The following is a 25633-nucleotide window of genomic DNA, read 5'->3' as shown; positions in this document are numbered from 1 at the left end:
TCTGGCTAAAAAGTCAAAAATAGATCCTATTTATTTTACAAAAAGTATTCCTCGTGTAAGCAAATCTAAATAAGTTTATATGAGTTGAAGCACACAAGAAATTAACTACCAGCTCCTGAAAACAAATAAGCTTAAACCAAAACAGTCCCAACAAAATGTAGGGACTGTTTCTTGAAATCTATTTTCTAAATAGCTATTAAATCTTAACGACCATTTTACCTTTGTTCTTTCCATCAAAGAGATCAATAAAAGCCTGTGGAATCTGATCAAAACCTTCCACCACTGTTTCTGTATAAGTTAGCTTTCCTTCTTGTAACCATGTCGCCAATTGCTCAACAGCTTCTGGGAATTTAGTCGCGTAATTACTTACAATAAACCCTTGCATTAGAGCACTATTTTTTATTAAAAATGGTTGTACGCTAATACTTTTAGGCACAGATGTTTCGTTATAAACAGATATTGCACCGCAAATAATCATTCGAGCAAATTTATTAATATTGAAAAGTACTGCATCCGAAATTTCGCCTCCTACATTGTCAAAATAAACATCGACTCCGTCTGGACATGCAGCGGCAATAGCTTCTGTCATATTATTAGCTGTATTATAATTGATCGCAGCATCAAAACCAAATTCTGATTTTAGCATTTCTACCTTTTCATCGGTACCTGCAATACCCACAACTCGGCAACCCAAAATTTTACCTATTTGCCCCACTATACTCCCTACGGCTCCAGCAGCTCCAGACACAACGATGGTTTCTCCTTTTTGAGGTTTTCCTATTTCGGTTAAACCAAGATAAGCCGTCATTCCTGTCATTCCTAAAACACCTAAATACGCAGATTGGGGAACCTTTGTTGTATCAACTTTAGTTAATCCCGTTCCGTTAGATTTTTGAAATTCCTTCCATTCTAACATGCCAGAAACGTAATCACCCTTGCTGAAGTCATGATTATTTGACTCAACAACCTCAGCAATAACCCCTGAACTTATTGGTTTATTTAATTCAAATGGAGGAACATATGATTTTGCATCACTCATACGCCCTCTTAAATAAGGGTCTACAGAAACATAACTTGCTCTTAGTAAAACTTCTCCAGATTGTAGTTGCGGCTGCTCTTCCGTTATCAAATCGAAGTCGGATAATTGTGGTCTACCCACTGGTCTTTTATTTAATAAAATAGTATGATTCATTTTATTTGTTTTTATATTCATTTACGATTTTCCATTATTCAAATAATATCTTTATCGATAATCTTGTAACTTATTTATTTAGTGACAAAAAAGGAATTTAAAACTAGATGATTTTCAACTAGTATTAGTCTATATATGTTACCAAATCTTCTTTGCTTTTTCTAACTTTTGTCAAATTTACCAACCAGTCTTTATCTGAGTCTCTGTAACCCAAGGCCAGTATCACACAACTTCTAAGTCCTTTTTCTTTAAGGTCTAGAATTTTGTCTAATGCAGCTGGATCAAAACCTTCGATTGGCGTACTGTCAACACCTTCAAAAGCAGCTGCGGCAATAGATTGTGAAAAAGCAATGTATGCTTGTCTTGCTGCATGTTGAAAGTTTTCTTCAGCATCTTTTTGCGGGTAGCTATTCAACAACATTTGGCGGTAATTTTCCCACCCTTCATTCTTAAAACCACGAACCTCATTAGTAAGGTCAAACATTTTATTGATGCGTTCCGCTGTATATGTATCCCAAGCTGCAAAAACAAGCAAATGAGAGCAATCTGTAATCACAGACTGGTTCCAACCAATTTCTCTGATCTTTGCTTTTACTTCCGGATTGGTGACCACCATTATTTCAAAAGGCTGCAAACCACTTGAAGTAGGTGCTAGTGAGGCTGCTTCAATTATTGTGTCAATTTTCTCTTGAGACACTTTTTCGCCGTTCATTGCTTTAGCAGCATAACGCCATTTTAATTTATCTAATAATTCCATTTTAATATTTTGTTTTATTGTTAATTATCTATTTCTACTCTCTTTATTCTACTCTGTTTGTTCTCACTTTATTTCACAAATACTATCCCATGCAGCCTGAAAAGATTCTTCTAACACCTTTTTGTCTAACTGACAAAGTCCTCTGTTTTGCATGTTCATTAAAAAAGCCATTGGGTATATGCTAAACGCATAGAGCAAATAGGGCGAAATATCTTTTATGATCCCCTCCTTTTTACCTCGTACCCATAGATCAAAAAGTGGAGTCATATATAAAAGACCTTCTTGCCTGGTTTTTTCATCGATCATTGGTGTATTATCGCATTGAGATAAAAAAGAAGCTTCTTCCTTAAACTCTAATTTAAAACTTGACATATTAAACCAAATACGTTTAAAAATGTCTTTAACAGCTATATCTTGATTGTATCCTTTGAAGGCTGCTTCTGCAAAACCACTCTTCACATAAAGGTACAATTGATTTACTAAATCCTGTTTGCTTTCAAAATACAGATAAATGGTCGCTGGAGAAACATTAGCCACTTTGGCAACTTTAGCCATAGAAGCACCTTGAATCCCACCGTTGTTGACTAAACTAAGCGTAGCGCTTAATAGTGCTATCCGTTTAATTTTACTTTTTTGAAGCTGTCCCATACTGCTATATATTGAAGATAAACCTTTTATAATTATTTAAGAGTACAAAATTACATAAAAAAGAATGAACGTTCATTAATTTATATGTAATTGGGTTTTATTTAATACTATTAAAGATTTATCCCAAAAATGAAGCACAAAGCAAGTCCCCCATTATCCTCCATCTATTTCCTAAACTTTTAAAACATCTGAATTGTAAAATAACGCTGAATAACTGATTTTAAAGCTTTTCAAATTTTGAGGACGAGAATATCTAAATATTTGGCGCTAGCATATCCCTATCTATACATACCGCATTAAATCGACTGCATTGTAAAGAACCATTTTAACAAAAAATAGAGATAGCAACATCTTGTTAAAATTATGTTAAAATAAAAATTAAACAGCCGTTTAATTTAAACGGTTGTTTAATTTTACTCCATATATAATTTTATGTCATCAAATAGTCCTTTTAACGAAAAGCAAATCCAAATACTTCAGGTAGCGGAAACCCTATTTGCCGAAAAAGGTTTTGATGGTACTTCTATTCGAACCATTGCCAAAGAAGCTAAAATCAACGTAGCAATGGTCTCGTACTATTTCGGTTCAAAAGAACGATTATTAGAATCGCTTATCCATTTCAGAACAAAAGACTTAAAATTTCAAATAGAAAACTTATCGGCTGAGAATCTTGAACCTATCGAGAAAATAAACAAACTGATTGAAATTTATATACATCGGATAAATTGCAATAAAGGAATATACCGAATATTGCATTTTGAGTTTTCCAATGAAAAAAGAGACATTGATCTTCAAGCTTTGAATGACCTGAGAACTGGAAATTTAAAAGCTTTAATTACCATTATCGAAGAAGGACAAAACAAAGGTGTTTTTAGAAAGGACATTATTGTTCCTCTTATCACCCCAACCATCCTTGGTACATTTTTTCATTTCCATATGAATAAGGCGTATTTTAAAAATTTATTACAACTAAGTACTGACGAATTATACAACAATTACATAAAAACCAATCTGACAAAACACATCCAACAAACAATAAAAGCACTTCTGATATATGAAAGTTAGTCAATTAATGCTCTTTGGGATTTTCTTTATTGGAATTTCATCCATAGAAGCGCAAGAAAAAACGAGCTTAACACTCGATGAGGCCATTCATTTGGCCTGGGCAAAAAGCAATGAAGTAAATTTGGCCAATTCCAAAGTGGCAACAAAAAAATATGAGCTTCAGTCCGCAAAAAACAACAGATACCCTGATTTGAAAGTCTCAGGACAGTACCAACGTTTAGCAAAAGCTTCGATAGATTTGAAATTGAACAAAAGTTCTGATTCAAAGCCGCTTCCTGTTGTTGATCAATTAATGCTTGGACAGGTCAATGCAAGTCTTCCCCTATTTGCCGGTTTTAAAATACAAAACAGTATTAAAGCCCATGACAACATGTATCAGGCAGAGACAGCAAGTGCAATGCAAACAAAGGAAGAAGTTGCCATGCAAGTTGTCAATTATTATGCAGATTTATACAAAGCCCAAAAAACAGTAGAGCTCTTAAAAGAGAATCAAAAAAGTGCACAACAGCGTGTCGATGATTTTCTTGAACTAGAAAAAAACGGAATCATTCCTAGAAATGATCTATTGAAGTCACAACTTCAAGTTTCTAAAGTACAGTTATCGTTAGACAGAGCTATAAGTGAGCTAAACATTGTAAATTTCGAACTAGCCAGTCTTTTAAAAATGAATCCTAAGACGAAATTAGAAATTAGAGAAAGTGATTTTGCTAACTTTCAGATGAACAATGTTCCTACTAACGAAGAACCTGCGTTAACAAATCGTAAAGATCTAGAAGCTATTCGCTTACAGGAAAAAGCAAGTCTTGCTAATATTCAAATTGCCAAAAGTGGATACTACCCTACTATTTCAATCATTGCAGGATATACCGCTTTAGATTTAAAAAATGTGATTACCGTGCAAAACGCAATGAATATAGGCGTTGGCGTATCATATGATTTAGGCGGGATACTTAAAAACGGTACAAATGTAAAAATAGCTGAAAGTAAGGCTTTAGAAATACAAAGTTCCGAAGCGATGCTGACTGATTATATCAAAATACAAGTTCAGAAAGCCATTGAAGATTATGACTTAGCACTAAAACAAGATTTAGTCTACAATCAAGCTGTTGAACAGGCATCAGAAAATTACAGAATAATACGAGACAAGTACGATAATGGACTCTCGGACACCAATGATTTATTGGAAGCCGATGTGGAGCAATTAGGTTCCAACATTAATAAAACATTGGCGAAAGCGAACGTCATTCAAAAATATTATGAGTTGCTTTCTGTAACTGGACAACTAAACCAAACATTCAATCTTTCAAAAATATAATCGACACCAAAATGACAAAGAAAAAAACAAATACAAAGTTTATCATTATAATAGCTTCTTTGGTGCTATTAGGTTTTGCTTATGGAACTTATAAATACATCTACTCCCTTTCCCATGAAGGAACAGATGATGCCCAAATAGAGAAAAACATGAACCCAATTATTCCGAGAGTGTCTGGTTATGTTGACAAAGTGTATATCAAGGATAATGATTTTGTAAAAAAAGGAGATACTTTATTTACGATTGATAAAAAGGATTACCAATTAAAAATAGATGAAGCAACTGCAAATTTGGCCGCTGCTGAAGGAAATTTTGAGGTTTCTAAAGCAGATATCAATAGTATTCTAGCTAGTATTTCAGTCTCTGATGCCAATGTAAAATCAGCAGGAGGAAATATCGAAACTGCCAAAATCAGATTGGGTCGCCTTACAAGTGATTACAACCGTTACAACAATTTATACAAAAGCCATACCATCACAAAACAACAATACGAGCAAGCTTTAGCTTCAAAGCAAGAAGCAGAAAGTGAAGTACGTATTTTAGAGCAACAGAAAAAAGCATCTGCTTTCCAGAAATCAGTTATTGTAGCCAAATCAAAAGCGTCGGACAAACAAACTGATGTAGCAGCCGCCAATATCAAAAGAGCTAAAGCGTTACTTGATTCGGCAAAATTAAATCTAACATACACAGCTGTAACGGCTGCTATCGACGGCCAAGTTTCTAAAATTGATATTCAACCGGGACAATTAGTTCAGCCAGGACAGTCTCTCTTTTATATCATTAACAATAATGAAGCATGGGTTGTAGCCAATTTCAAAGAAACACAACTAAACAAAATGGTTACAGGACAAAAAGTTACCCTAAAAGTAGATGCGTATCCTGATTATGACTTTAACGGAACAGTCACCTCATTTTCACCTGCAACCGGGGCTCGTTTCTCTATTTTACCTCCAGATAACGCAACTGGTAACTTCGTAAAAACGATTCAACGCTTACCTGTTAAAATCAGTATTGATGCCGATAATGATGCCGAAAAGATAAAATTATTACGTCCAGGTATGAATGTGGATGTTGACGTACATATAAAATAAAATGGTACAAGGACAAGGACAAGACGATTTAGTAGAATATGGCTTTAGACGAGTTATTATTACAATTACAGCTGTACTATGTGCATTACTGGAAATTGTAGATACGACTATTGTCAATGTTGCACTGACCAATATGAGAGGAAGCCTAGGAGCTACATTAACTGATGTGGCTTGGGTGATTACAGCTTATGCTATTGCCAATGTTATTGTAATCCCAATGACGAGTTGGCTTTCACAACAATTTGGAAGGCGTAATTATTTTGCCGTTTCCATCATAATATTTACAGTTGCTTCTTTTTTATGTGGTAATGCAACTAATATATGGGAACTTGTTGCTTTCCGGTTTATTCAAGGTCTTGGCGGTGGCGCATTATTAGTTACTGCACAAACGATTATTACAGAAAGTTATCCTATTGCTAAAAGAGGAATGGCGCAAGCCATCTACGGTATGGGAGTGATTGTTGGTCCCACCTTAGGTCCTCCATTAGGAGGATATTTAGTGGATCATTTTTCATGGCCTTATATTTTTTATATCAACATACCATTAGGTATTATCGCAACGCTTTTGACATTAAGTTTTGTGCGAAGCCCAAAATATGGTGAAAAACTAAAAGCAAATCAAGTCGATTGGATTGGAATCGTCCTTTTAGCATCCTTTATCGGCTCTTTGCAATTTGTACTAGAACATGGTCAACAAGACGATTGGTTTAATAACAAATTGATTGTGCTACTAAGCGCTATTTCAGTATTTGGACTAATTTTATTTATTTGGAGACAGTTAACCTACAAGCATCCCATAGTAAATTTAAGTGTACTGAAAGACGGTAATTTAAGGATTGGTACATTAATGGCTTTTATTCTTGGTTTTGGATTGTACGGTTCTACTTTAATCATCCCAATTTACACGCAATCAGTTTTAGGATGGACAGCTACTGATGCCGGATTGTTACTGATTCCAGGATCGATAACTACTGCCTTTATGATGCCTATAATTGGTAAATTAATCCAAAAAGGTGTTCCTCAAGGATATATGATAGCATTAGGTTTTTTAATTTTCTTTTTGTTTACCCTAATGATGCGTAATAATATGACGCCAGATACTGGAGTCGAGCACTTATACTGGTCGTTGATCTTAAGAGGAATTGGATTGGGACTACTTTTTGTTCCCATAACCACTTTATCACTATCTACTTTGTCAGGAAAAAATATCGGTGAAGGTGCTGCTTTTACAGGTATGATGAGACAACTGGGAGGTTCTTTCGGAATTGCTATAATTACTACATTTATCACTAGGTTCAACCAAGAACATCGCGTAAATCTAGTAGCGCATTTAGATGGGAGTACTTATGAAGTACAACAACGATTACTGCTGTTGCAAAAGGGATTTATGTCTAAAGGATTTACATCTAATGAAGCATTGAACAAAGCCTACCAGGCAATAGACTATTCAGTTATGAAACAAAGTACCGTATTATCGTACATGGATATTTTCATGTATCTCGGAATCATGTTTCTCTGCTGTATTCCAGTTGTGTTCTTGATAAAAAAAGGAAAAAACAAAATTAATCCCGCAGATGCCATGCATTAATTGCAATAAAAAAAGCCGATATCATCAGTGATATCGGCTTTTTAAATTTTAAGTTGAATAATTATCTAGTAAAAACGAGATGGTTTCCTTTAGACAAATTCGCATCAAACTGGTATCCGTCATAATTGAAGCCTTTTAGATCATCAATTGTTTTGGCATCTGTGTCTATTATATAACGTACCATCAGACCCCTAGCCTTTTTGGCAAAAAAGCTAATAATTTTTAATTTTCCATTTTTATAGTCTTTAAAATCAGGTGTGATCACAGGAACTTTTAGCGCTTTCACATCTACAGCCGAAAAATATTCGTTACTCGCTAAATTGACAAATAATTCGTCATCTTTCAGCTCCTTGTTGAGGCTCTTAGTTATGGTGGTTTTCCAAAATTCATACAGGTTTTTATTTTCTCCCACTGGTAGTTTTGTACCCATTTCTAATCGATAGGCTTGCATTAAATCCAAAGGTTTCAACAGTCCATACAAACCGGATAAAATTCGCAAACTATTTTGTAACGCATCTAATTTATCCGGTGGAATTGAATAGGCATCTAAACCCGTATATACATCCCCGTCAAAAGCATAAACGGCTGAACGCGCATTTTCAGGAGAAAATGGTGTTGCCCAATCTTGATTGCGCTTCCAGTTTAAATCAGCTAATTTATCCGAAATATGCATCAATTCCGACAAATCTTTTGGAGATTCTTTCTTCAATACCTTCTGAATCTGCGTTGCTTCTTTTAAAAATAAAGGTTCCGTATAAGTGGCTGTAGGCAATTCTTTTTCGAAATTCAACGATTTGGCAGGCGAGATCACAATTTTCATAAATATTCCTAATTACAGGTTCTTTTCAATATTGATCCAAAAGTACAAATTGAAATCAAGAAACAGGATTACTTAAATTGATTTATTTAATGATTGAATAGAAAGTATAAATGATTTCAAATATTCTTTTCACTATTTTTGAGTTTTACATTTATGCCCTAAAAACGCACTTAATTTATCATGAACAAAATAGAAATTAGAAAAGCATCCTTATCTGATCTAGAATCACTCCAAAAAATTGGAAGTCAAACCTTCATGGAGACTTTTGCTGCTGTCAACACTCCTGAAAATCTTTCGCATTACCTTGAAGAAAGCTTCAATACAGCTCAATTAACTCTGGAACTTAATAATCCTGAATCCTCTTTCTATCTGGCTACTTTAGATAAAAAAAACATTGGCTATCTAAAAATAAATTTCGGAAAAGCACAGACCGAAATAATGGATACATCAGCAATGGAAATTCAACGCATCTATGTTTTGCAGGAGTTTCATGGAAAAAAAGTAGGACAATTGTTTATTGATGAAGTTCTAAACATAGCAAAGCTAAATCCTGTCACATTCATTTGGTTAGGTGTATGGGAACAAAACCATAGAGCACTTAGTTTTTACCGAAAAAATGATTTTTATGTATTTGACAAACATGTATTTACCCTTGGAAACGATATACAAACCGATCTACTAATGAAACTACAAATAAAAATAAGATAGGAATATAACCCCTAAATACCTCGGAATTTCGTACCTTAAGCTCGTACACAAATTTAAAAAAATAAGGGCCTCAAAAACCCGATACAATTATAGTTCCAATGAAAAACAAATTTAACAGCATTCCATTATCCATATTAGATTTAGCCTTAGTTTTAGAAGGAAACGCTCCTGCCCAATCATTCAAAAACAGTCTTAGTCTGGCACAGCACGCGGAAACCCTTGGATACCATCGCTTTTGGTTGGCAGAACACCACAATATGGTCAGTATTGCCAGTTCAGCGACATCTATATTAATAGGCCACATTGCTGGAGGCACCACAAAAATAAGAGTAGGCTCTGGCGGAATTATGTTACCTAACCATACGCCTTTGGTTATAGCAGAACAATTTGGCACACTAGCCTCATTATATCCCGATAGAATTGACTTAGGACTTGGCCGTGCCCCAGGAACAGATCAACTTACCGCTCGCGCCCTGCAACGAGACGATCAGGCGGCTTTCGAATTCCCAAAAACAGTGAGGGAACTGCAAAACTACTTATCTGAGGATAACCAAAATTCGGCAGTTAGAGCGATACCAGGTGAAGGCCTAGATATTCCAATCTGGATATTGGGTTCAAGTACCGACAGTGCAAAATTAGCCGCAGCATTTGGATTGCCTTATGCCTTTGCCAGCCATTTTGCACCGCAGCAATTAAAAGAAGCGCTTTACATCTATAGGACCAATTTCAAACCTTCGGAACATCTAAAAGAACCGTATGCGATTGCCTGTGTAAATGTTACCGCGGCAGCAACTTCTGCCGAGGCCAAATTGACTGCCACTTCCATGGAGAAGATTTTTTTAGGTATTCTGACAAATGACAGGCATCCTCTTCAACCCGCAGATCCAAATTTTAAAGCGAGTCCCGAAGCAAAACAAGTTATGAAGCAATTTTTGACCTACTCCTTCATTGGAAACCCCTCAGAAATCAAAGAAGCGCTAACCCAATTTGTTGATGATACACAAATTGATGAACTTATGGTAGTTTCCCATATTTACGATCACAAAGCAAGATTAAATTCTTATAAAATCCTTAGTGACTTACAAACTGCCTCTTAAAAAGGTCTAAACCAGCGATAGCTTCTTAAATAACTGTTAACAATATACTTATAAAACCTAATTTGAGTAAACCACTTTTAAATTCAGAATAATCGTTGCCAGATCATCACTAAAGAACATCTCTTAAAACATTTTCAAAAATTTCACTCACTTATTTTTACTACATTATTATTGAATTGTACAATGAGATTACCTACTAATTGGCTATTTTTGTCAATCTAGCGACAAATGGTTGACATTTGTAAATAAAAGCGGAAAATTTCCGAGTATTGGCTAAAAAAAAACATAGAATACATGAAAGTAAAGATCGAGAAGGCGATAAAAAAGATTTATAATAATGAGTTATTTAATGAGTTCTTTAATAATGAGAAATCCAGTGGACTCGTTCTGATAGGATGTACCATTTTCTCATTGTTTATGGCAAATTCGATTTTTGGTTCTCAATACCTGCATACCTGGCACACAGTAATTGGTGGTCAAAGTTTGGAATATTGGATTAATGATGGTTTAATGACCATCTTTTTCTTGCTTATTGGTTTAGAATTAGAAAGAGAAATATATCTGGGGGAATTATCCAATATAAAAGATGCACTGCTTCCTATTTTTGCAGCATTAGGTGGAATGTTAGTTCCTGCAGGCTTGTATTTGCTCTTAAACTATGGAACTATTGCACAAGCTGGAGCTGGGGTCCCAATGGCTACTGACATCGCATTTGCGTTGGGAATACTTTCTTTATTGGGAAACAGAGTCCCACTGTCTTTGAAAATTTTCTTAACGGCATTAGCAGTTATTGATGATTTGGGTGCTATTATGGTTATTGCCATTTTTTATACTAAAACAATACTTTGGACCAACTTATTTACTGCTCTCGGTGTTATGTTAGTCCTGTTTATAATGAATAGAATGAAAATTCGTAATTTAATTCCATATCTTATAGGTGGTGTGATTATGTGGTGGTTCATGTTGCATTCCGGTATTCACGCAACTGTTACAGGGGTTCTATTAGCCTTCGTAATACCATTTGGAAATGGAGATAAAAAATCAACTTCTTCCATTTTACAACATTTTTTACATAAACCAGTTGGATTTTTTATTCTTCCAATATTTGCCTTGGCGAATACGGCAATTGTGATCAGCTCAAATATAGGTGAAACCATTGCACAGCACTACAGTCTGGGTATAGCTTTAGGACTAATAGTTGGAAAACCATTAGGTATTTATCTCTTTAGCTTTTTGGCTGTTTCTGTTGGGCTTTGTAAACTTCCCGCAGACTTAAACTGGAAAACCATCATTGCAGTAGGTTTCTTAGGTGGAATTGGGTTTACAATGTCAATATTCATAACTCTACTTGCTTTTGATGACCAAACTATAATTAGTAATGCTAAATTCATTATTTTACTTTCTTCATTAATTGCAGGTTTAATTGGCTTCCTTTTTTTAAAAAATACCTTAAAAGAAGTTACAGATGAAAGCGACAATAAATAAGTTATTTGCTTATATCAACCTTAGCAAAGGCGAGGAAGATAAGAATATAGTGTTGGACAATGTAAAATCCAACATTTCATTCAGGGGTTCCAATTTATGGATTTTAGCTTGTGCTATAGTAGTAGCATCTATAGGATTGAATGTCAATTCGACGGCGGTTATTATAGGCGCCATGCTTATATCTCCGCTGATGGGACCAATCATAGGTGCCGGTTTTGGATTGGGAGTTTATGATTTTAATTTACTCAAAAAGTCCCTAAAAAACCTTTTAATAGCTACAGTAGTTGGTTTACTAGTATCTGCAATATACTTTTATATTAGTCCTTTTAAGGAAGCTCAGCCTGAATTATTATCAAGAACTTCTCCTAATATTTACGATATTCTTATCGCTTTTTTTGGAGGATTGGTTGGGGCTATTGCAATAACGCGGGTTGAAAAAGGGAATCCCATCCCGGGTGTAGCGATTGCTACCGCTCTTATGCCGCCTCTTTGTACCGCGGGATATGGTTTAGCACTTGGTAGCCTAAAATTCTTTTTTGGCGCAATGTACTTGTATTCAATTAATTGTGTTTTTATCTGTATTTCTACCTTTTTCATCGTTAAGTTTTTAAAGTACCCCGTCAAAAAACAACTGGATGACAAACATCAAAAGCAAGTACGATACATAATTACAACCTTAATAACAGTATTAATTCTTCCGAGTATTTATTTTGCGTATCAATTAATTGAGCAGAAAAAATACCAACATCAAGTTGCTGTTTTCATGGAAAATGAATTTACCAATAAAGGGATTGCTATTTTATATAAGAAAACAAACTTTAATTCAAAGCCAAAAAAACTACAACTCGGTGTACTGTCGAAACGATTTAGCGATGAAGAAATTAATGTCCTCAACCAAAAGTTAAAGACCTACGATATAAATGACACAAAATTAGTGGTGCTTCAAGATACCACCGACCTTAAAAGTGACATTTTAAACGAAATCAATTCAAACCAATCGGTATTGAGTAAAAAAGATGTTACTATCTTAAAATTAAAAAATCAAATTTCCCAAAATAGGTATGATAACAAAGCCTTATTGGCTGAGGTAAAAATTCTATTTCCAGAGATTGAAAATATTTCCTTATCTAATCACACTTTTGATGAGAACACAGACAGTACAAGGACAGTGCCGGTCTTGATCTACAAAAGCAAAGAGGGAATAGAAAAACCTTCGGAGGAAAAACTGGTATTGTGGTTAAAACAACGATTGGTAAAGAACGAAATAGAAATTTTTAGAGCACCGAGAAACATCCCTAAACCTGATCTACAGAAAAAGAAATAGACTACAAACATAGAGTGCAAGCTGCGGGTTTTATAACGCATAAAACACTTTCTATATTAGCTTAACAATAGGAAATGTATTGAATTTCGTAGCTGACCAATAAGTATAGTCCTATTTTAGCTACGATCCATTATACCAACTTAACTTTAAGAAATAAATTAACAGCTGCAGACTTTACAGCTTATTTGCATATATCGAAGACATGCGACTGCTACAGAATATATAACTATCGATACAACGTTTCGCATTAATTATAGCTTTAACCAAAGTACATTGCAGTATCGCTCAGTAAAACAAATAGTTCCTCTCAAACCAAAACCTTAAAGCATCAAAGTCGATTCAATTTATGAGATTTTTCGTCGCTTTAAAATAGATTGTATTAAATCTTGTACAAAAAACCACACTTAATCGTATACATATGATTATCAACGTATAATTTAGGTTTTTCCATATACATTACTTAGTTTTCATTAAGTTTGATAGTCACGAATCCCTAATATCTTTTATAATGAGCAAACCTTTAAAATGGTATTTAAGGAGACATTCCCTATTATATAAAATAAGATTTAAGTTGGTTTCTAAAAAGTCAACTTTTGCTGAAATGGAAGATTTTTGCTATAATTCAATCAACTCCAAAAATGAAATCCCCTCTATTTATTATGAGATAAACCAATCTATATTTACTGATGGTAATGAAGTTCTAACTGATCTCAAAAAAGCGATAAAAATTGCGAAATGGCTTAGAAATAATATTAAAGGTGGCCCAGGATTAGGCAATTCCTCAGCAATTGCCTTACAAAAAATGATTAATGGGGAAGGTGGCGTTTGCAGTGATTTTGCACAAGTTTATAATAATTTTTGTGTGATTAATGATTTAAAAGTAAAAGAATGGGGATTAAAAATTATAACTGATAATCCACAAACTTTGGGCGGGCACTCGTTTAATGCAATATACTCCAAAGAACTACAAAAGTGGATCATTATCGATGTGGCCAAATGCATTTGTTTTTATCATTCTAACCCGCGATTGCCTTTATCTGTTTCCGATCTTACTGCGCTAAAAAAACAAAACAAAGAAATTAAATATTTTGAGTTCAACAAAGAAATTCCAGCCGATCCCAAGAGAATCCGAGAGCTGTATCTTGCTATGAACTCATTCCCATTTCTGATAACCAATTATCGTAACAAAACCTGCGATTACTTCCTGACAAAACTGCATTTTCTCCCCGTATCAATAATCCATGGAATCTTATTTTTGAGCGGAAAGAGTTATTCCTTTGAATTTCCAACACATGATGCAAACAATAATATTGAGAGACCAGTTATTATCTTTAAACCAAGAAGAAACCCAACAAAAATACTGGAGGAAATCGCGAAATAAAAATCACTTTTAAAGGTTGAAAATTATCCTTGACCCTTTTGATTTTATTGATGCTTTTAAATAGTTGTGAAAGCATCAAAATAAAGTAAAAATGCTTCAGCACGATCAATTGAAAGCCTCCAAACTGATATTAAAAATCAAGAACCATGAAATTTCCTCACGCAAAAACCGTAAACTAAAAATTTACGGATCACTTCACGTAAATCTGGTAGAAGAATAAAAAGAGAAAAACGTGTGTTTTTTACTTCCCAAGCTGAAGCAATTCAAAACAATTTCCGACCTTGTACCCATTCTATGAAAACCGAATACCAACAATGGATTTATTCAGCGCAGAACCAGACGAAAACATAAACCTACTGCCCAAAGACGGTACTGTAAACTACTATGGTACGCTGATGCCGCAGGTCAAAGCCAACGAATATTTAGTTGAATTACTCGAAAACATAAACTGGCAAAATGACCAAGCTATAATTTTTGGAAAACTTATTATCACCAAGAGAAAAGTAGCCTGGTACGGCGATACCAACTTCAGTTATACCTATTCCAATACTACTAAAGAAGCCTTAGCTTGGACACCAGCCTTACGCAAACTCAAAGCACTTGCAGAAGCTACAACAGGAGAAACCTACAATTCCTGTCTGCTTAACTTATACCATGACGGCAACGAAGGCATGGCCTGGCATAGCGATGGAGAAAAGGACCTCAAAAAAAACGGCGCCATCGCCTCGATGAGTTTTGGAGCCGAACGAAAATTTGCCTTCAAGCACAAAAAGACCAAGGAAACAGTTTCCAAAATACTACAAAATGGTAGCCTTTTAGTGATGAAGGATGAAACCCAAACCCATTGGTTGCACCGCCTCCCTCCTACTAAACTTATAAGTAAACCTAGAGTAAACCTCACATTTAGAACTATCGTGCTAAGGCCGTAAAAAAGATTATCATTAAATACAAAATAAATACTACTTTAGTACCTACAGTATAAGTCAATTCTGTCTTCCTTGAATTCATTTCTAAAACACTAAAAATGGCAGCAATCAAAATCGCAATCACAGATCAAGAAATCAAGATGTGTTGGGAAGCACTCTATCTATTAAGACCCATGCTTCAAGCAGCCACTTTTGTAGATCAAATAAAAGAAATGCAAAAAGAAGGTTATGTCCTTTTGTACCAATTTGAGTACAACAAAGTAGTTTCGATAGCTGGATATCGCATATATAGCACGTTATATTCTGGTAAAATATTATATATTGATGATTTATCAACCTTAGAATCAGTGAGAGGAAAAGGTCATGCCACAACTCTTTTAAAACACTTGTATCAAGTGGCTGCAGAACAAGATTGTAACGCTGTACATTTGGATAGTGGACATGTAAGAACTGCGGCGCACAAGCTCTACTTCAAAGAAGGTTTTACCATCAGTGCCTTTCATTTCAGCAAGCCCATCAATTAAACAAACAGTTGCTCTAGTGCATCGAAAAACAGAAAAAAGAATTAATTGTATTAATTTGAAGAAATAATGAAACATAAAGCCAAATCAATACGTCCTTTTATAGGTGCTAAAGATCACGAACAATCTCGCAGTTTCTACGGTGATCTTAATTTTAAAGAAACTGTATTATCAGCAAAAATGTCCTATTTTGAAGCTGATGGTCTAGGTTTTTATTTACAAGATTATTACACTAAAGATTGGATCAACAATACCATGATTTTCATGGAGGTGGATGATGTCAATCGTTATTATAATGAATTATTAGCCTTAAAATTACCTTCTAAATACGATGGTGTAAAGCTAACTGCCATCCGCCTGCAGCCTTGGGGTAAAGAGTGTTATTTGCATGACCCGTCTGGAATCCTGTGGCACTTTGGAGAATTCAATAGCCCTTAAACGGTTAAAAGAACATTCCTTAAAATACTGCTGCTTGTAAATATCACTAAAAGTAGGTATTGTCATTGTCACTTTAATTTCGTCTATTTACGATAGGAAAATGACTGCAAAAACTTAATCTTTTACCACTATTTTTCAAACTATAGACTATTAAAAACCAACTACTAAAAAACTATAACTTAATCTCAAAAAAAAAACTATTATGAAAAGCGAATGGATTGCCAACTACGATGACAACCTAATAACAATAACCAACAATTGGTTTACTGGCGAAAAGCTATTTATAAATGACAAACTGCAAGATGAGCAATTAAATTTTATTACTCCAAGTAAAATGTCCGGAATTTTGACAGATAAAAAGGGTGATAGACTTCATGTAAAAACTAATATTTCTGGTTTTTTCAAGGTAAGCTGTCGACTGTTTGTAAATCATAAAAAAGTGAATCTGAAACAAGTTCTATAAAAAACCCACAAATAATCACATTTCAAAATGAAAAGAATAGCAGCAGCCCTAATTTTAGGGGTTTGTGTTAGTGCACAAGCACAAAACAATACCGTAGAAAAATCAGTCTTTGGATTACAAACAGGCTTAGTAGGCTTTTGGTTGAACAATGAAAGTAAACTTTCTAACACCATTGCAGTACGAAGCGAAACGGGTATTGAGCATGACTTTACCGTAGGTGATCATTATGACGGTGCAGGATTTATTTTACAGCCTGTAATTACAATAGAGCCACGTTATTATTACAACTTAGAAAAACGGAACGCTAACGGGAGGAAAACCAATAACAATAGCGGTAATTACCTTTCAATCAAAACAAGTTACCATCCAGATTGGTTTGTCATCAACTTATCCGATAATTATACTAAAACGGCTGATTTAGCCATTATTCCAACTTGGGGAATCAAACGCCAAATTGCGAGCCATTTTAGTTATGAGGCAGCAGTAGGTTTAGGATATCGAATCGTGTATTTAAAGGACAATTACCAAAGCGGAAATATTCAAAACGTAGATGAAGCAACAAACAGAAATCAATATACTCCTCATTTACATCTAAGAATTGGATATACTTTATAAAAAACATTCTATATGAAAGCATTAAAAAATCTTTCCGTTTTACTTCTTTTAAGTTTAGTTGGTTGCGCCACAAGCAGTGATTTTACTAAGAACAATCTTAATAATGATTTTTTCAAAAACAAAAAAATCGTTTTTACTTTCAATGAAAATAGTAAAAAAGCTGTCGCTTATTCTGGCCCCAAAGCAGGAATTGAACGCCAACCCGATGTAAAAGAAGTTTTCAAACAATCCATCGAAGAGTTAGCAAAGGAAACAAAATTAGATTTAAAGTTTAATGAATTCGGTAATTCCAATAGCAATTCAGATACAAATGTGAATGCTGATGTAACTGAAATTTTATGGACATTTAATCTGTCATCAGCCACTATGAGTACTGTGATTAATTATAAGATAAATAATAATGAAGTAGACACAATTAATAGCAGCTACAAAAACATGACCGGTGGAAATGAAAAGAATAACCTTTTACGCTGTTTTAAAATCGCAAATTATTCGGCACTAAAAAAATTAGAAAAATAAAAACCAACCAAAAAACCTTATTACAAACCAAAAATCCCTTTTGAATTAATCAAAAGGGATTTTTCATATAATTTTATATCGCTTTGTAATCTCCTGTCTTCCAACTTTCGATTAGGCTAGTTATCTTCTTCCTCTGTCAAATGCGATTTAGAATAGCCTCTCCACTTTTCAATACAGTCTTGAAAGTCTTGCGGCAATTCAGTGTCAAAACGCATCATCTCAGCTGTTGTAGGATGAACAAATCCTAAAGTTTTAGCGTGTAAAGCCTGTCTTGGCAATATTTTAAAACAGTTGTCTATGAATTGTTTGTATTTAGTAAACGTGGTTCCTTTTAAAATCAAATGACCACCATAACGCTCGTCATTAAATAAAGGATGTCCTATATGTTTCAAATGCGCTCTAATCTGGTGTGTTCTTCCCGTCTCCAGTTGGCAAGAGATCAAAGTCACATAACCAAAACGTTCCAGTACCTTATAATGGGTCACAGCTGGTTTGCCTATCTCAGGATCAGCAAAAACAGCCATTTGCATACGGTCTTTCAAGTGACGTGCTAAGTTTCCCTCGATAGTTCCTTCCTCTTCGTTTACATTTCCCCAAACCAAAGCAACATATTCCCTTTCGGATGTTTTTGCTTCAAATTGTTTGGCAAGATGTGTCATCGCCGCTTCAGTTTTAGCGATGACTAATAATCCTGAAGTGTCTTTATCAATTCGGTGCACTAATCCAGGACGCTCGCTGCTATTCATTGGCAAATTATCAAAATGATATGCCAAGGCATGTACTAAAGTCCCTGTATAATTTCCATGTCCGGGATGCACAACCATTCCGGGTTGTTTGTTAATTAACAACAAAGTATCGTCTTCGTAAACAATGTCTAACGGAATATTCTCCGGTATGATATGGTTTTCATATGGCGGGTGTGTCAACATTACACGCACTACATCTAAAGGTTTCACTTTATAATTTGACTTTACAGTCAAATCGTTCACAAAAATATTCCCTTCGGTAGCTGCAATCTGAATTTTGTTACGGGTCGCATTTTGAATCAAACCCATCAAGTATTTATCAATTCGCAAGGACGCTTGGCCTTTGGGGACTTCAAATTTAAAATGTTCGTACAATTCTTCTTCCAAGTCTATCGACTCTATATTATTGTTCATTTGGCATTTCTTCTGTTGGATTTATAGTATCCGTTTTTATTTCTTCTTCATAACTCATTTTTCCATCACCTAAAACCAAATCAATTTTAGATGATTTCAAGACTTTATCTCCCGCTTTGATATTTCTACCTTTATAACGCATTTCCAGCACCATGTCTTTTCCAAGATTTGGAACATAGGTAATCGTACCTTCCTCAAGACCTAATGCTCTTAGGGTTGGAGACGCTTCACGATATGTTTTTTCGATCAAATCCGGAACTTTCACTGATGAAAATCCAGAACTGTTGATTTTTATATAGACTTTTCTTCCCACTTTTACTTTCTCCCCCGGTAAAGGATCTTGCTGCACTACACTATACTTCGGATAATCACTTTTATAATCTAAACTATCTAGTAGCACATAACTAAGATCTAAATCATCTAGCTTTTCCTCCACTTGCTCCTCCGTTAATTTACTTAAATTAGGAACCGTAATCTCATTTCCATGATCAGTCGTAAAAGTCAACCAATGCATAAACAGGTATCCCAAAACGGCAATAATCAAAACGGCTAAAAATACTTGAATAAGAAACACACGACTGCTAAGATACTTACGTAAACTCATAAATTTAATTTTATAATTGGACAAAGATATAGCTATTTCGTTTCAAAAAAAATGATAATTTTGTTTAATGGTATTTAGTACTTTCTTAATGAATTTTAGGAGCTATTTCCCGCTATCCGCTATATCCACGCAAAAAAGCGTGGGATGTCGCTGCTATCGGGGCTAAAAATCGAATCGTTTTCACAAAATCAGTAGTTGTACTAACTCAAATCCTAGACCTAAAAACTTAAAAATGAAGAACATTGCTATTATCATGGGAGGCTATTCCAGCGAATACAAAATTTCACTAATCAGCGGAAACGTTGTATACCAATCATTGGACAAGACAAAATACAACGGATTTCGCGTCCATATTTTTAAGGAAAAATGGGTATATGTGAATGATGCTGAAACCGAATTCCCTATCGATAAAAATGATTTTTCGACTATAGTAGACGGAAAAAAAATCAATTTTGACTGTGTTTTCAATGCAATTCACGGAACTCCGGGCGAAGATGGTCTCATGCAAGCCTATTTTGAATTGCTCGAAATTCCACAAACTTCCTGCGATTATTACCAAGCAGCATTGACTTTCAACAAAAGAGATTTCCTTTCTGTATTAAAACCATACGGTATAAAAAGTGCCGTTTCTTATTATTTAAACAAAGGAGACGTAATCTATGCGGACGAAATTGTAAAAAAAGTGGGATTGCCTTGTTTTGTAAAACCCAATAAAGCGGGTTCAAGCTTCGGAATTTCAAAAGTAAAAACCGCAGCTGAACTACCAATTGCAATCGAAGTAGCTTACCAAGAAGATAACGAAATCATCATCGAAGCTTTCCTTGACGGAACTGAGGTGACAGTGGGTGTGATTGACTACAAAGGAACAATAACCGTTTTACCTATAACTGAGATTGTTTCTGAGAACGATTTTTTCGATTATGAAGCCAAATACTTAGGTAAATCACAGGAAATTACCCCCGCCAGAATTTCAGACGAGATGACCAAAAAAGTGGGTGATATTGCCAAGCGCGCCTATGAATTACTAAAAATGAAAGGATTTTCGAGAACAGAATTTATCATTGTAAACGATGAGCCATTTATGTTGGAAATGAACACCATCCCTGGATTGACACCGGAGAGTTTGATTCCACAACAGGCCATAGCGGCAGGAATTTCACTGGAAGAATTGTTTACCAATGCAATAGAGCTATCTTCACAGAAAAAATAAAGTAAAGAAATCTAAAAACCTCTGAATTTTTGCGGTTTTCAACTTCAAACTTCAAAACTTGAAATTTTTAATAATGAGAAAAGCCATATTTCCTGGATCCTTTGATCCCATAACCTTAGGCCATGAAGACATCATTAAAAGAGGAGTTTCCCTTTTTGATGAAATTGTAATTGCCATTGGTGTCAACGCCGAAAAAAAATACATGTTTTCACTTGAAGAAAGAAAACGATTCATCGAAGAAACCTTCAAAGACGAACCAAAAGTTACAGTGATTACTTATGAAGGCCTGACCATTGATTTGTGTCATAGAATAAAAGCTGATTTCATCCTACGTGGTTTGCGTAATCCAGCCGATTTTGAGTTCGAAAAGGCCATCGCGCACACTAATAGACATTTATCTAAAATAGAAACCGTATTCTTGCTAACTGCCGCAAGAACATCATACATAAGCTCCAGTATTGTGCGGGACGTTATTCGCAATGGTGGCGAATACCAAATGCTAGTTCCAAAAGCTGTTAGATTGAAGAAATAAGAAGTCATCAAGTTTTTAGTGTTAAGCCGTATAAGAGTATAGATGATTTATTTGTAAACTTAATACTGCCTAATGAATGCAGAACAAGTATTAATAAACTTGCAGAAAGTACATAATAGCCGTATTTTCGCCAAATCAAAATAAAAGCCAACAATGAGTAAAGAAAGAGAATTAAGCAAGCGTAGTGGGTCGAAATGTGAATTATGTGCTGCAACTGAAAACCTAAAAGTGTATGAAGTTTTACCTACTAAAAAAGGTGGAATTGACGAAGCAATAATGGCATGTAGCACGTGCATTGAGCAAATCGAAAATCCTGGCAATGAAGATCTAAACCATTGGAGATGTCTAAATGATAGTATGTGGAGTGAGCATGCCGCTGTGCAAGTGGTATCCTGGAGAATGTTGAGTCGCCTTCGTTCTGCAGGTTGGCCACAAGAATTGATTGACCAAATGTATTTTGACGAAGAAACACTAGCCTGGGCTCAAGCAACTGGAGAAGGTGAAGAAGATGAGAATAAAGTCATACACAGAGATGTGAATGGTGTAATTCTAGAAGTAGGAGATTCAGTAGTTTTGATTAAAGACCTTAAAGTTAAAGGATCGAGCATGGTGGCTAAACAAGGAACATCTGTACGTAACATCAGACTGGATCACGAAAATGCCGAATATATTGAAGGAAAAGTAGACGGGCAGACTATTGTAATCATTACACAATACGTGAAGAAATTATAATTTTTTTAGTGAATAGTGATATGTGAATCGGATTGTATTACCAAGATTTTACTTTTACTAAAAATCACACTTTTTAAAATAAAAAATCGTTAGCAGTAAAATTTACTGTTAACGATTTTTTATTTTCTGAATTTTATTTTACTGAATACTAGAAAACTTTTCACATCTCACTATTCTTCTTCCTTCTTAATCACTTTACGAGCAACTTCAATTTTGAACTTCTTGCCCTTCATTTTTTCATCCTTGATGTTATTCAACAAGTCTTTTACTTTATTGAATTTCACGGCAGCAAAAGAAATAAAATCCTTCACTTCGATTAATCCCAAATCACCTTTTTCTAGTTTCCCTTTTTGAGAAAAGAAACCTACGATATCAATCTTATTTAGTTTGTTTTTCTTTCCACCACTAATATAAATAGTTTGAAATTGCGGAGGTTTTGGTAAGTTAACGGTAGCATCTACAGTGAATGCTTTCATCCCATAATCAATATAATCTACCTTTTTCTCGCTTTCGTGAGCTACAATATAAGCCGTCCCAGAAGCTAACATACGTGCTGTCCTACCGTTTCTATGAGTGAATTCGTCTTCTTTTGATGGCAAGTGATAATGAATAACATGGTTCATTTCTGGAATATCAAGTCCACGGGCCGCTAAATCAGTTGTGATTAAATAACTTACACTTCCGTTACGAAACTGAATTAATGCACGTTCGCGCTCATCTTGATCCATTCCACCATGATAATAAGTAGCATAAATCCCTTTTTCATTTAAAGTATCACTGATTCGTTCTGCAGCATCACGATGATTACAGAAAACGATAGCCGACTCTGATTTAAGTGAACAAATCAGATTGAACAAGCTTCCTATTTTATCTCTCTCTTTTGAAACCACCATTCTCATCGAAAGATTTGTTTCTACCTCATTTTCAGGAATAAAGTCTAAAATAGTTGGGTTAACCACTCTGGTGTATCTTGGAATCTCAATATCCGATGTGGCCGAAACCAGCACTCTTTTGTTCAGTTTAGCCAATTTCCCAATGATGAATGACATTTGCTCATGGAATCCCAATTGCAATGATTTGTCAAATTCATCCAAAATTAATGTTTGAATTTTATCAGTCCGGAAAGTCCCTCTGTCTATATGATCTGCGATACGCCCAGGAGTCCCTATTAAAACGGCTGGTGGATTGCTTAAGTTCTTAATTTCAGTATCGATGGAGTGTCCACCGTAGCATACATTTACTTTGTAATCTGTACCCATTTTTTTCCAAACTTGCTCAATTTGCAGTCCCAGTTCTCTTGAAGGAACTAGAATTAAGCATTGCACAGATAGAATTTCAGGCTGTAACATTTCTAAAATCGGCAATAAAAAGGCCAAGGTTTTCCCAGAACCTGTTGGGGAAAGCAGTAATACATTATTATCGTTTAGGATAGCGTCTTGCGCCACTTCCTGCATCTCGTTCAGGCTTTCTATGCCTAAATTCAAAAGTATATTGTTGGAATGGTGTTTCTTATTCATTTTGCAAAAGTACTTAAAAAAAGTGCTCAATGGTAGGTTTTTAGCATTCTGTCCTAGTTTTCATTTTTACTAATACTATCCCTAAGCTCGCTGTTGGTATTGCTGTCAAAATAATATTACATTTGGCTTAGCTATTAAATAAATCACATATGAGATTATTCACTATTGCTTTACTGCTGTTTTCAATGGCCATTTCTGCACAAAAAGACACCAATTACAAGACTTTTTTCGAAAAAGGAAATGGAAATCAATCGGCCACATACCAGCAAACCATCGCCTACTATTCTCTTTTGTCCAAAGATTTTCCTTCGATAAAAATGCAAGAAATGGGTTTTACAGATAGTGGAGAACGACTGACCCTAGTCCTATTCGATCCTGATAAAAAATTTAATGTACAAGCGAGAAAGAAAGCCGTCCTACTAATCAATAACGGAATTCACCCTGGCGAGCCAGACGGAATTGATGCAACCATGCAGTTATTTCGTGATTTGGCACTAGCTAAAATCAAAGTTCCAAAAAACACCATTATAGCAACGATTCCAGTATATAATATTGGCGGCGCCTTAAATCGCAATTCGACAACGAGGGCTAATCAGGATGGCCCAGAAAGTTACGGATTTAGAGGCAACGCAAGAAATTATGATTTGAATCGTGATTTCATCAAAGCGGACACCAGAAATACAAAAAGCTTTTATGAGATCTTTCATCAACTGAACCCTGATGTTTTTATTGACAATCATGTAAGTAATGGTGCTGACTATCAGTATAAAATCACTTACATCATGACCCAGAAAAACCACCTAGGAACTATATTGGGCAATTATTTAGATATAGAAATGATGCCTGCAATAGTGCAAGGTTTAAAACAAAAAAACCTAGAAAGCACACCTTATGTGAATGCTTTTAGCGAAACTCCCGATAATGGTTTTGCGCAATTTTTTGACAGCCCTCGCTATTCCACAGGATACACGTCCCTATTTAACAGCATAGGATTTGTGGTGGAAACGCATATGCTAAAAAAATATGCCGAGCGTGTGAAAGCTACTTACGAATACATGCTGACAACAATGGCTTACACCGATGCAAATTACCAAAAAATAAAAGAACTACGGTTGCAAAACGAATCACAATATCTTCCTGGAAAATCCTACACGATTAAATGGGAAATTGACACCACAAAAGTGACTCCATTTTCATTTTTGGGATTTGAGGCTGGGCATAAACCAAGTGAAGCAACAACAGGCAATAGGCTGTATTATGACACAACAAAGCCTTTCAAAAAAGACATCCCCTACCTAAAAGAATATAAGTCAGCACAAGAAATTATAATCCCAGAAGCATACATTATCCCAAAAACATTTTGGAACGTTATAGAGCTGCTTAAAAGCAACAATTTAAGCTACACACAGCTTAAAAAAGATACGATTATTAACGTAGAAAGCTATAAGATTGCCGACTACAAAACAACCAGTTCAGCTTATGAAGGCCATTTTACACATAGAGACACAAAATTAAGCGTAAGCAAGAAGCAAATAGCTTTCGCTAAAGGTGATTATCTATTTCCAACATCTCAAAAAGGAGTCAAATATTTATTGGAAACCCTAGAGCCGCAAGGGGTGGATTCATTCTTTAATTGGAATTATTTTGATACCATGCTTCAACAAAAAGAAGGTTATTCTGAATATGTTTTTGAGGATACCGCAGCCCAATTATTAAAAGACAACCCAAAACTTAAAAATGAATTAGAGCAGAAAAAAACAGCTGATTCAGCTTTTGCTAATAATCCTGAGGGTCAACTGGACTGGATTTATAAAAATTCAGTTTACTACGAAAAGGCACATTTGCAATATCCCGTTTACAGACTGCCGAATTAAAGCAATATTAGGTCGTCCCTGTTTTTGCATGGAAGTCTATTTTACTTTTTT

General features: G+C 35.0%; 26 protein-coding genes. 19 read left to right on the top strand and 7 right to left on the bottom strand.

Annotated elements, in window-relative coordinates; translation table 11 throughout:
- Positions 1-196: 196 nt before the first annotated feature.
- The 3 genes from HJ01_RS09850 to HJ01_RS09840 all read right to left on the bottom strand — a co-directional run bounded on the left by HJ01_RS09850 (position 197) and on the right by HJ01_RS09840 (position 2597).
- Positions 197-1192 carry an NADP-dependent oxidoreductase gene (locus tag HJ01_RS09850; protein ID WP_007138243.1) on the bottom strand — a complete coding sequence of 332 codons (996 nt, stop codon included), beginning with the start codon at positions 1190-1192 and terminating at the stop codon, positions 197-199.
- 124 nt (positions 1193-1316) lie between these two features.
- Complete coding sequence (locus tag HJ01_RS09845; RefSeq protein ID WP_007138242.1) at positions 1317-1949, bottom strand: NAD(P)H-dependent oxidoreductase; 633 nt, start codon at positions 1947-1949, stop codon at positions 1317-1319.
- A gap of 63 nt (positions 1950-2012) precedes the next feature.
- A complete protein-coding gene (locus HJ01_RS09840; RefSeq protein ID WP_007138241.1) occupies positions 2013-2597 on the bottom strand; it encodes a TetR/AcrR family transcriptional regulator in 585 nt (194 codons plus the stop codon).
- Between the two features lie 432 nt (positions 2598-3029).
- On the opposite strand from HJ01_RS09840, the gene HJ01_RS09835 reads away from it, so the two are divergent.
- From HJ01_RS09835 to HJ01_RS09820, 4 genes are read left to right on the top strand one after another with little or no spacing between them, the layout of a single operon-like run.
- Positions 3030-3662: a TetR/AcrR family transcriptional regulator gene (locus HJ01_RS09835; protein ID WP_007138240.1), complete on the top strand. Its 633-nt coding sequence runs from the start codon at positions 3030-3032 to the stop codon at positions 3660-3662.
- Entirely contained in the window at positions 3652-4977 is a 1326-nt protein-coding gene (locus HJ01_RS09830; protein WP_040473837.1) for a TolC family protein, read from the top strand. The genes HJ01_RS09835 and HJ01_RS09830 overlap by 11 nt, the downstream gene beginning before the upstream one ends.
- Positions 4978-4988: 11 nt before the next feature.
- Entirely contained in the window at positions 4989-6068 is a 1080-nt protein-coding gene (locus HJ01_RS09825) for an HlyD family secretion protein (RefSeq protein WP_007138238.1), read from the top strand.
- 1 nt (position 6069) lies between these two features.
- Positions 6070-7656 (top strand): MDR family MFS transporter, encoded by a 1587-nt coding sequence (locus tag HJ01_RS09820; protein WP_007138237.1) that lies wholly within the window; start codon positions 6070-6072, stop codon positions 7654-7656.
- A 61-nt stretch (positions 7657-7717) separates the two neighbouring features.
- Here the strand turns inward: HJ01_RS09820 and yaaA are convergent, their stop codons facing one another.
- A complete protein-coding gene (yaaA, locus tag HJ01_RS09815) occupies positions 7718-8476 on the bottom strand; it encodes a peroxide stress protein YaaA (protein ID WP_007138236.1) in 759 nt (252 codons plus the stop codon).
- A gap of 180 nt (positions 8477-8656) precedes the next feature.
- Here yaaA and HJ01_RS09810 point away from each other — a divergent pair, with 180 nt between their 5' ends.
- The 11 genes from HJ01_RS09810 to HJ01_RS09760 all read left to right on the top strand — a co-directional run bounded on the left by HJ01_RS09810 (position 8657) and on the right by HJ01_RS09760 (position 17953).
- On the top strand, positions 8657-9184 hold the full coding sequence (locus HJ01_RS09810; protein WP_007138235.1) for a GNAT family N-acetyltransferase: 528 nt from the start codon (positions 8657-8659) through the stop codon (positions 9182-9184).
- Positions 9185-9282: 98 nt separating this feature from the next.
- The gene (locus HJ01_RS09805) at positions 9283-10281 is read left to right on the top strand and encodes an LLM class flavin-dependent oxidoreductase (protein ID WP_007138234.1); all 999 of its coding nucleotides are present in this window, start codon (positions 9283-9285) and stop codon (positions 10279-10281) included.
- Positions 10282-10575: 294 nt separating this feature from the next.
- The gene (gene nhaA, locus HJ01_RS09800) at positions 10576-11766 is read left to right on the top strand and encodes a Na+/H+ antiporter NhaA (RefSeq protein ID WP_007138233.1); all 1191 of its coding nucleotides are present in this window, start codon (positions 10576-10578) and stop codon (positions 11764-11766) included.
- Positions 11747-13090: a TIGR00341 family protein gene (locus HJ01_RS09795; RefSeq protein ID WP_007138232.1), complete on the top strand. Its 1344-nt coding sequence runs from the start codon at positions 11747-11749 to the stop codon at positions 13088-13090. Before nhaA ends, HJ01_RS09795 begins: the two co-directional genes overlap by 20 nt.
- Positions 13091-13598: 508 nt before the next feature.
- Positions 13599-14471: a hypothetical protein gene (locus HJ01_RS09790; RefSeq protein WP_100208557.1), complete on the top strand. Its 873-nt coding sequence runs from the start codon at positions 13599-13601 to the stop codon at positions 14469-14471.
- Between the two features lie 314 nt (positions 14472-14785).
- Entirely contained in the window at positions 14786-15400 is a 615-nt protein-coding gene (locus HJ01_RS09785) for an alpha-ketoglutarate-dependent dioxygenase AlkB family protein (RefSeq protein ID WP_007138230.1), read from the top strand.
- Positions 15401-15495: 95 nt separating this feature from the next.
- The gene (locus HJ01_RS09780) at positions 15496-15921 is read left to right on the top strand and encodes a GNAT family N-acetyltransferase (protein ID WP_007138229.1); all 426 of its coding nucleotides are present in this window, start codon (positions 15496-15498) and stop codon (positions 15919-15921) included.
- Between the two features lie 66 nt (positions 15922-15987).
- Positions 15988-16356, top strand: a complete 369-nt coding sequence (locus HJ01_RS09775; protein ID WP_007138228.1) for a hypothetical protein — start codon at positions 15988-15990, stop codon at positions 16354-16356.
- A 202-nt stretch (positions 16357-16558) separates the two neighbouring features.
- Positions 16559-16819, top strand: coding sequence for a hypothetical protein (locus HJ01_RS09770; protein ID WP_007138227.1), 261 nt, complete (start codon positions 16559-16561; stop codon positions 16817-16819).
- 27 nt (positions 16820-16846) lie between these two features.
- The gene (locus HJ01_RS09765; protein WP_007138226.1) at positions 16847-17434 is read left to right on the top strand and encodes a hypothetical protein; all 588 of its coding nucleotides are present in this window, start codon (positions 16847-16849) and stop codon (positions 17432-17434) included.
- A 12-nt stretch (positions 17435-17446) separates the two neighbouring features.
- Complete coding sequence (locus tag HJ01_RS09760; RefSeq protein ID WP_007138225.1) at positions 17447-17953, top strand: hypothetical protein; 507 nt, start codon at positions 17447-17449, stop codon at positions 17951-17953.
- A 116-nt stretch (positions 17954-18069) separates the two neighbouring features.
- Here the strand turns inward: HJ01_RS09760 and HJ01_RS09755 are convergent, their stop codons facing one another.
- Both HJ01_RS09755 and HJ01_RS09750 read right to left on the bottom strand, forming a co-directional pair.
- Positions 18070-19113 carry an RluA family pseudouridine synthase gene (locus HJ01_RS09755; protein WP_007138224.1) on the bottom strand — a complete coding sequence of 348 codons (1044 nt, stop codon included), beginning with the start codon at positions 19111-19113 and terminating at the stop codon, positions 18070-18072.
- Entirely contained in the window at positions 19103-19717 is a 615-nt protein-coding gene (locus HJ01_RS09750) for a PASTA domain-containing protein (RefSeq protein ID WP_007138223.1), read from the bottom strand. The genes HJ01_RS09755 and HJ01_RS09750 overlap by 11 nt, the downstream gene beginning before the upstream one ends.
- 232 nt (positions 19718-19949) lie before the next feature.
- On the opposite strand from HJ01_RS09750, the gene HJ01_RS09745 reads away from it, so the two are divergent.
- The 3 genes from HJ01_RS09745 to HJ01_RS09735 all read left to right on the top strand — a co-directional run bounded on the left by HJ01_RS09745 (position 19950) and on the right by HJ01_RS09735 (position 22191).
- Positions 19950-20927, top strand: a complete 978-nt coding sequence (locus tag HJ01_RS09745) for a D-alanine--D-alanine ligase (RefSeq protein WP_007138222.1) — start codon at positions 19950-19952, stop codon at positions 20925-20927.
- 73 nt (positions 20928-21000) lie between these two features.
- On the top strand, positions 21001-21459 hold the full coding sequence (coaD, locus tag HJ01_RS09740) for a pantetheine-phosphate adenylyltransferase (protein WP_007138221.1): 459 nt from the start codon (positions 21001-21003) through the stop codon (positions 21457-21459).
- Between the two features lie 153 nt (positions 21460-21612).
- Positions 21613-22191, top strand: a complete 579-nt coding sequence (locus tag HJ01_RS09735; protein WP_007138220.1) for a PhnA domain-containing protein — start codon at positions 21613-21615, stop codon at positions 22189-22191.
- Positions 22192-22361: 170 nt separating this feature from the next.
- Here HJ01_RS09735 and HJ01_RS09730 read toward each other — a convergent pair whose 3' ends face one another.
- Positions 22362-23708, bottom strand: a complete 1347-nt coding sequence (locus HJ01_RS09730) for a DEAD/DEAH box helicase (protein WP_040473836.1) — start codon at positions 23706-23708, stop codon at positions 22362-22364.
- A gap of 149 nt (positions 23709-23857) precedes the next feature.
- On the opposite strand from HJ01_RS09730, the gene HJ01_RS09725 reads away from it, so the two are divergent.
- Entirely contained in the window at positions 23858-25582 is a 1725-nt protein-coding gene (locus HJ01_RS09725) for a M14 family metallopeptidase (protein WP_007138218.1), read from the top strand.
- The last annotated feature ends 51 nt before the right edge of the window (positions 25583-25633 follow it).

It is taken from the genome of Flavobacterium frigoris PS1, assembly GCF_000252125.1.
Classification (GTDB): domain Bacteria; phylum Bacteroidota; class Bacteroidia; order Flavobacteriales; family Flavobacteriaceae; genus Flavobacterium; species Flavobacterium frigoris_A.
This window is presented reverse-complemented; position numbering and strand designations above follow the sequence as displayed.

What these genes read in the sequence shown, in the direction of transcription:
- HJ01_RS09810 (WP_007138235.1), top strand. Translation starts at nt 8,657, where the DNA reads ATGAACAAAATAGAAATTAGAAAAGCATCCTTATCTGATCTAGAATCA.
- HJ01_RS09750 (WP_007138223.1), bottom strand. Translation starts at nt 19,717, where the DNA reads ATGAGTTTACGTAAGTATCTTAGCAGTCGTGTGTTTCTTATTCAAGTA.
- HJ01_RS09755 (WP_007138224.1), bottom strand. Translation starts at nt 19,113, where the DNA reads ATGAACAATAATATAGAGTCGATAGACTTGGAAGAAGAATTGTACGAA.
- HJ01_RS09730 (WP_040473836.1), bottom strand. Translation starts at nt 23,708, where the DNA reads ATGAATAAGAAACACCATTCCAACAATATACTTTTGAATTTAGGCATA.
- HJ01_RS09820 (WP_007138237.1), top strand. Translation starts at nt 6,070, where the DNA reads ATGGTACAAGGACAAGGACAAGACGATTTAGTAGAATATGGCTTTAGA.
- HJ01_RS09825 (WP_007138238.1), top strand. Translation starts at nt 4,989, where the DNA reads ATGACAAAGAAAAAAACAAATACAAAGTTTATCATTATAATAGCTTCT.
- nhaA (WP_007138233.1), top strand. Translation starts at nt 10,576, where the DNA reads ATGAAAGTAAAGATCGAGAAGGCGATAAAAAAGATTTATAATAATGAG.
- HJ01_RS09735 (WP_007138220.1), top strand. Translation starts at nt 21,613, where the DNA reads ATGAGTAAAGAAAGAGAATTAAGCAAGCGTAGTGGGTCGAAATGTGAA.
- HJ01_RS09835 (WP_007138240.1), top strand. Translation starts at nt 3,030, where the DNA reads ATGTCATCAAATAGTCCTTTTAACGAAAAGCAAATCCAAATACTTCAG.
- HJ01_RS09725 (WP_007138218.1), top strand. Translation starts at nt 23,858, where the DNA reads ATGAGATTATTCACTATTGCTTTACTGCTGTTTTCAATGGCCATTTCT.
- HJ01_RS09850 (WP_007138243.1), bottom strand. Translation starts at nt 1,192, where the DNA reads ATGAATCATACTATTTTATTAAATAAAAGACCAGTGGGTAGACCACAA.
- HJ01_RS09770 (WP_007138227.1), top strand. Translation starts at nt 16,559, where the DNA reads ATGAAAAGCGAATGGATTGCCAACTACGATGACAACCTAATAACAATA.
- HJ01_RS09845 (WP_007138242.1), bottom strand. Translation starts at nt 1,949, where the DNA reads ATGGAATTATTAGATAAATTAAAATGGCGTTATGCTGCTAAAGCAATG.
- HJ01_RS09790 (WP_100208557.1), top strand. Translation starts at nt 13,599, where the DNA reads ATGAGCAAACCTTTAAAATGGTATTTAAGGAGACATTCCCTATTATAT.
- coaD (WP_007138221.1), top strand. Translation starts at nt 21,001, where the DNA reads ATGAGAAAAGCCATATTTCCTGGATCCTTTGATCCCATAACCTTAGGC.
- HJ01_RS09760 (WP_007138225.1), top strand. Translation starts at nt 17,447, where the DNA reads ATGAAAGCATTAAAAAATCTTTCCGTTTTACTTCTTTTAAGTTTAGTT.
- HJ01_RS09780 (WP_007138229.1), top strand. Translation starts at nt 15,496, where the DNA reads ATGGCAGCAATCAAAATCGCAATCACAGATCAAGAAATCAAGATGTGT.
- HJ01_RS09785 (WP_007138230.1), top strand. Translation starts at nt 14,786, where the DNA reads ATGGATTTATTCAGCGCAGAACCAGACGAAAACATAAACCTACTGCCC.
- HJ01_RS09795 (WP_007138232.1), top strand. Translation starts at nt 11,747, where the DNA reads ATGAAAGCGACAATAAATAAGTTATTTGCTTATATCAACCTTAGCAAA.
- yaaA (WP_007138236.1), bottom strand. Translation starts at nt 8,476, where the DNA reads ATGAAAATTGTGATCTCGCCTGCCAAATCGTTGAATTTCGAAAAAGAA.
- HJ01_RS09775 (WP_007138228.1), top strand. Translation starts at nt 15,988, where the DNA reads ATGAAACATAAAGCCAAATCAATACGTCCTTTTATAGGTGCTAAAGAT.
- HJ01_RS09830 (WP_040473837.1), top strand. Translation starts at nt 3,652, where the DNA reads ATGAAAGTTAGTCAATTAATGCTCTTTGGGATTTTCTTTATTGGAATT.
- HJ01_RS09840 (WP_007138241.1), bottom strand. Translation starts at nt 2,597, where the DNA reads ATGGGACAGCTTCAAAAAAGTAAAATTAAACGGATAGCACTATTAAGC.
- HJ01_RS09805 (WP_007138234.1), top strand. Translation starts at nt 9,283, where the DNA reads ATGAAAAACAAATTTAACAGCATTCCATTATCCATATTAGATTTAGCC.
- HJ01_RS09745 (WP_007138222.1), top strand. Translation starts at nt 19,950, where the DNA reads ATGAAGAACATTGCTATTATCATGGGAGGCTATTCCAGCGAATACAAA.
- HJ01_RS09765 (WP_007138226.1), top strand. Translation starts at nt 16,847, where the DNA reads ATGAAAAGAATAGCAGCAGCCCTAATTTTAGGGGTTTGTGTTAGTGCA.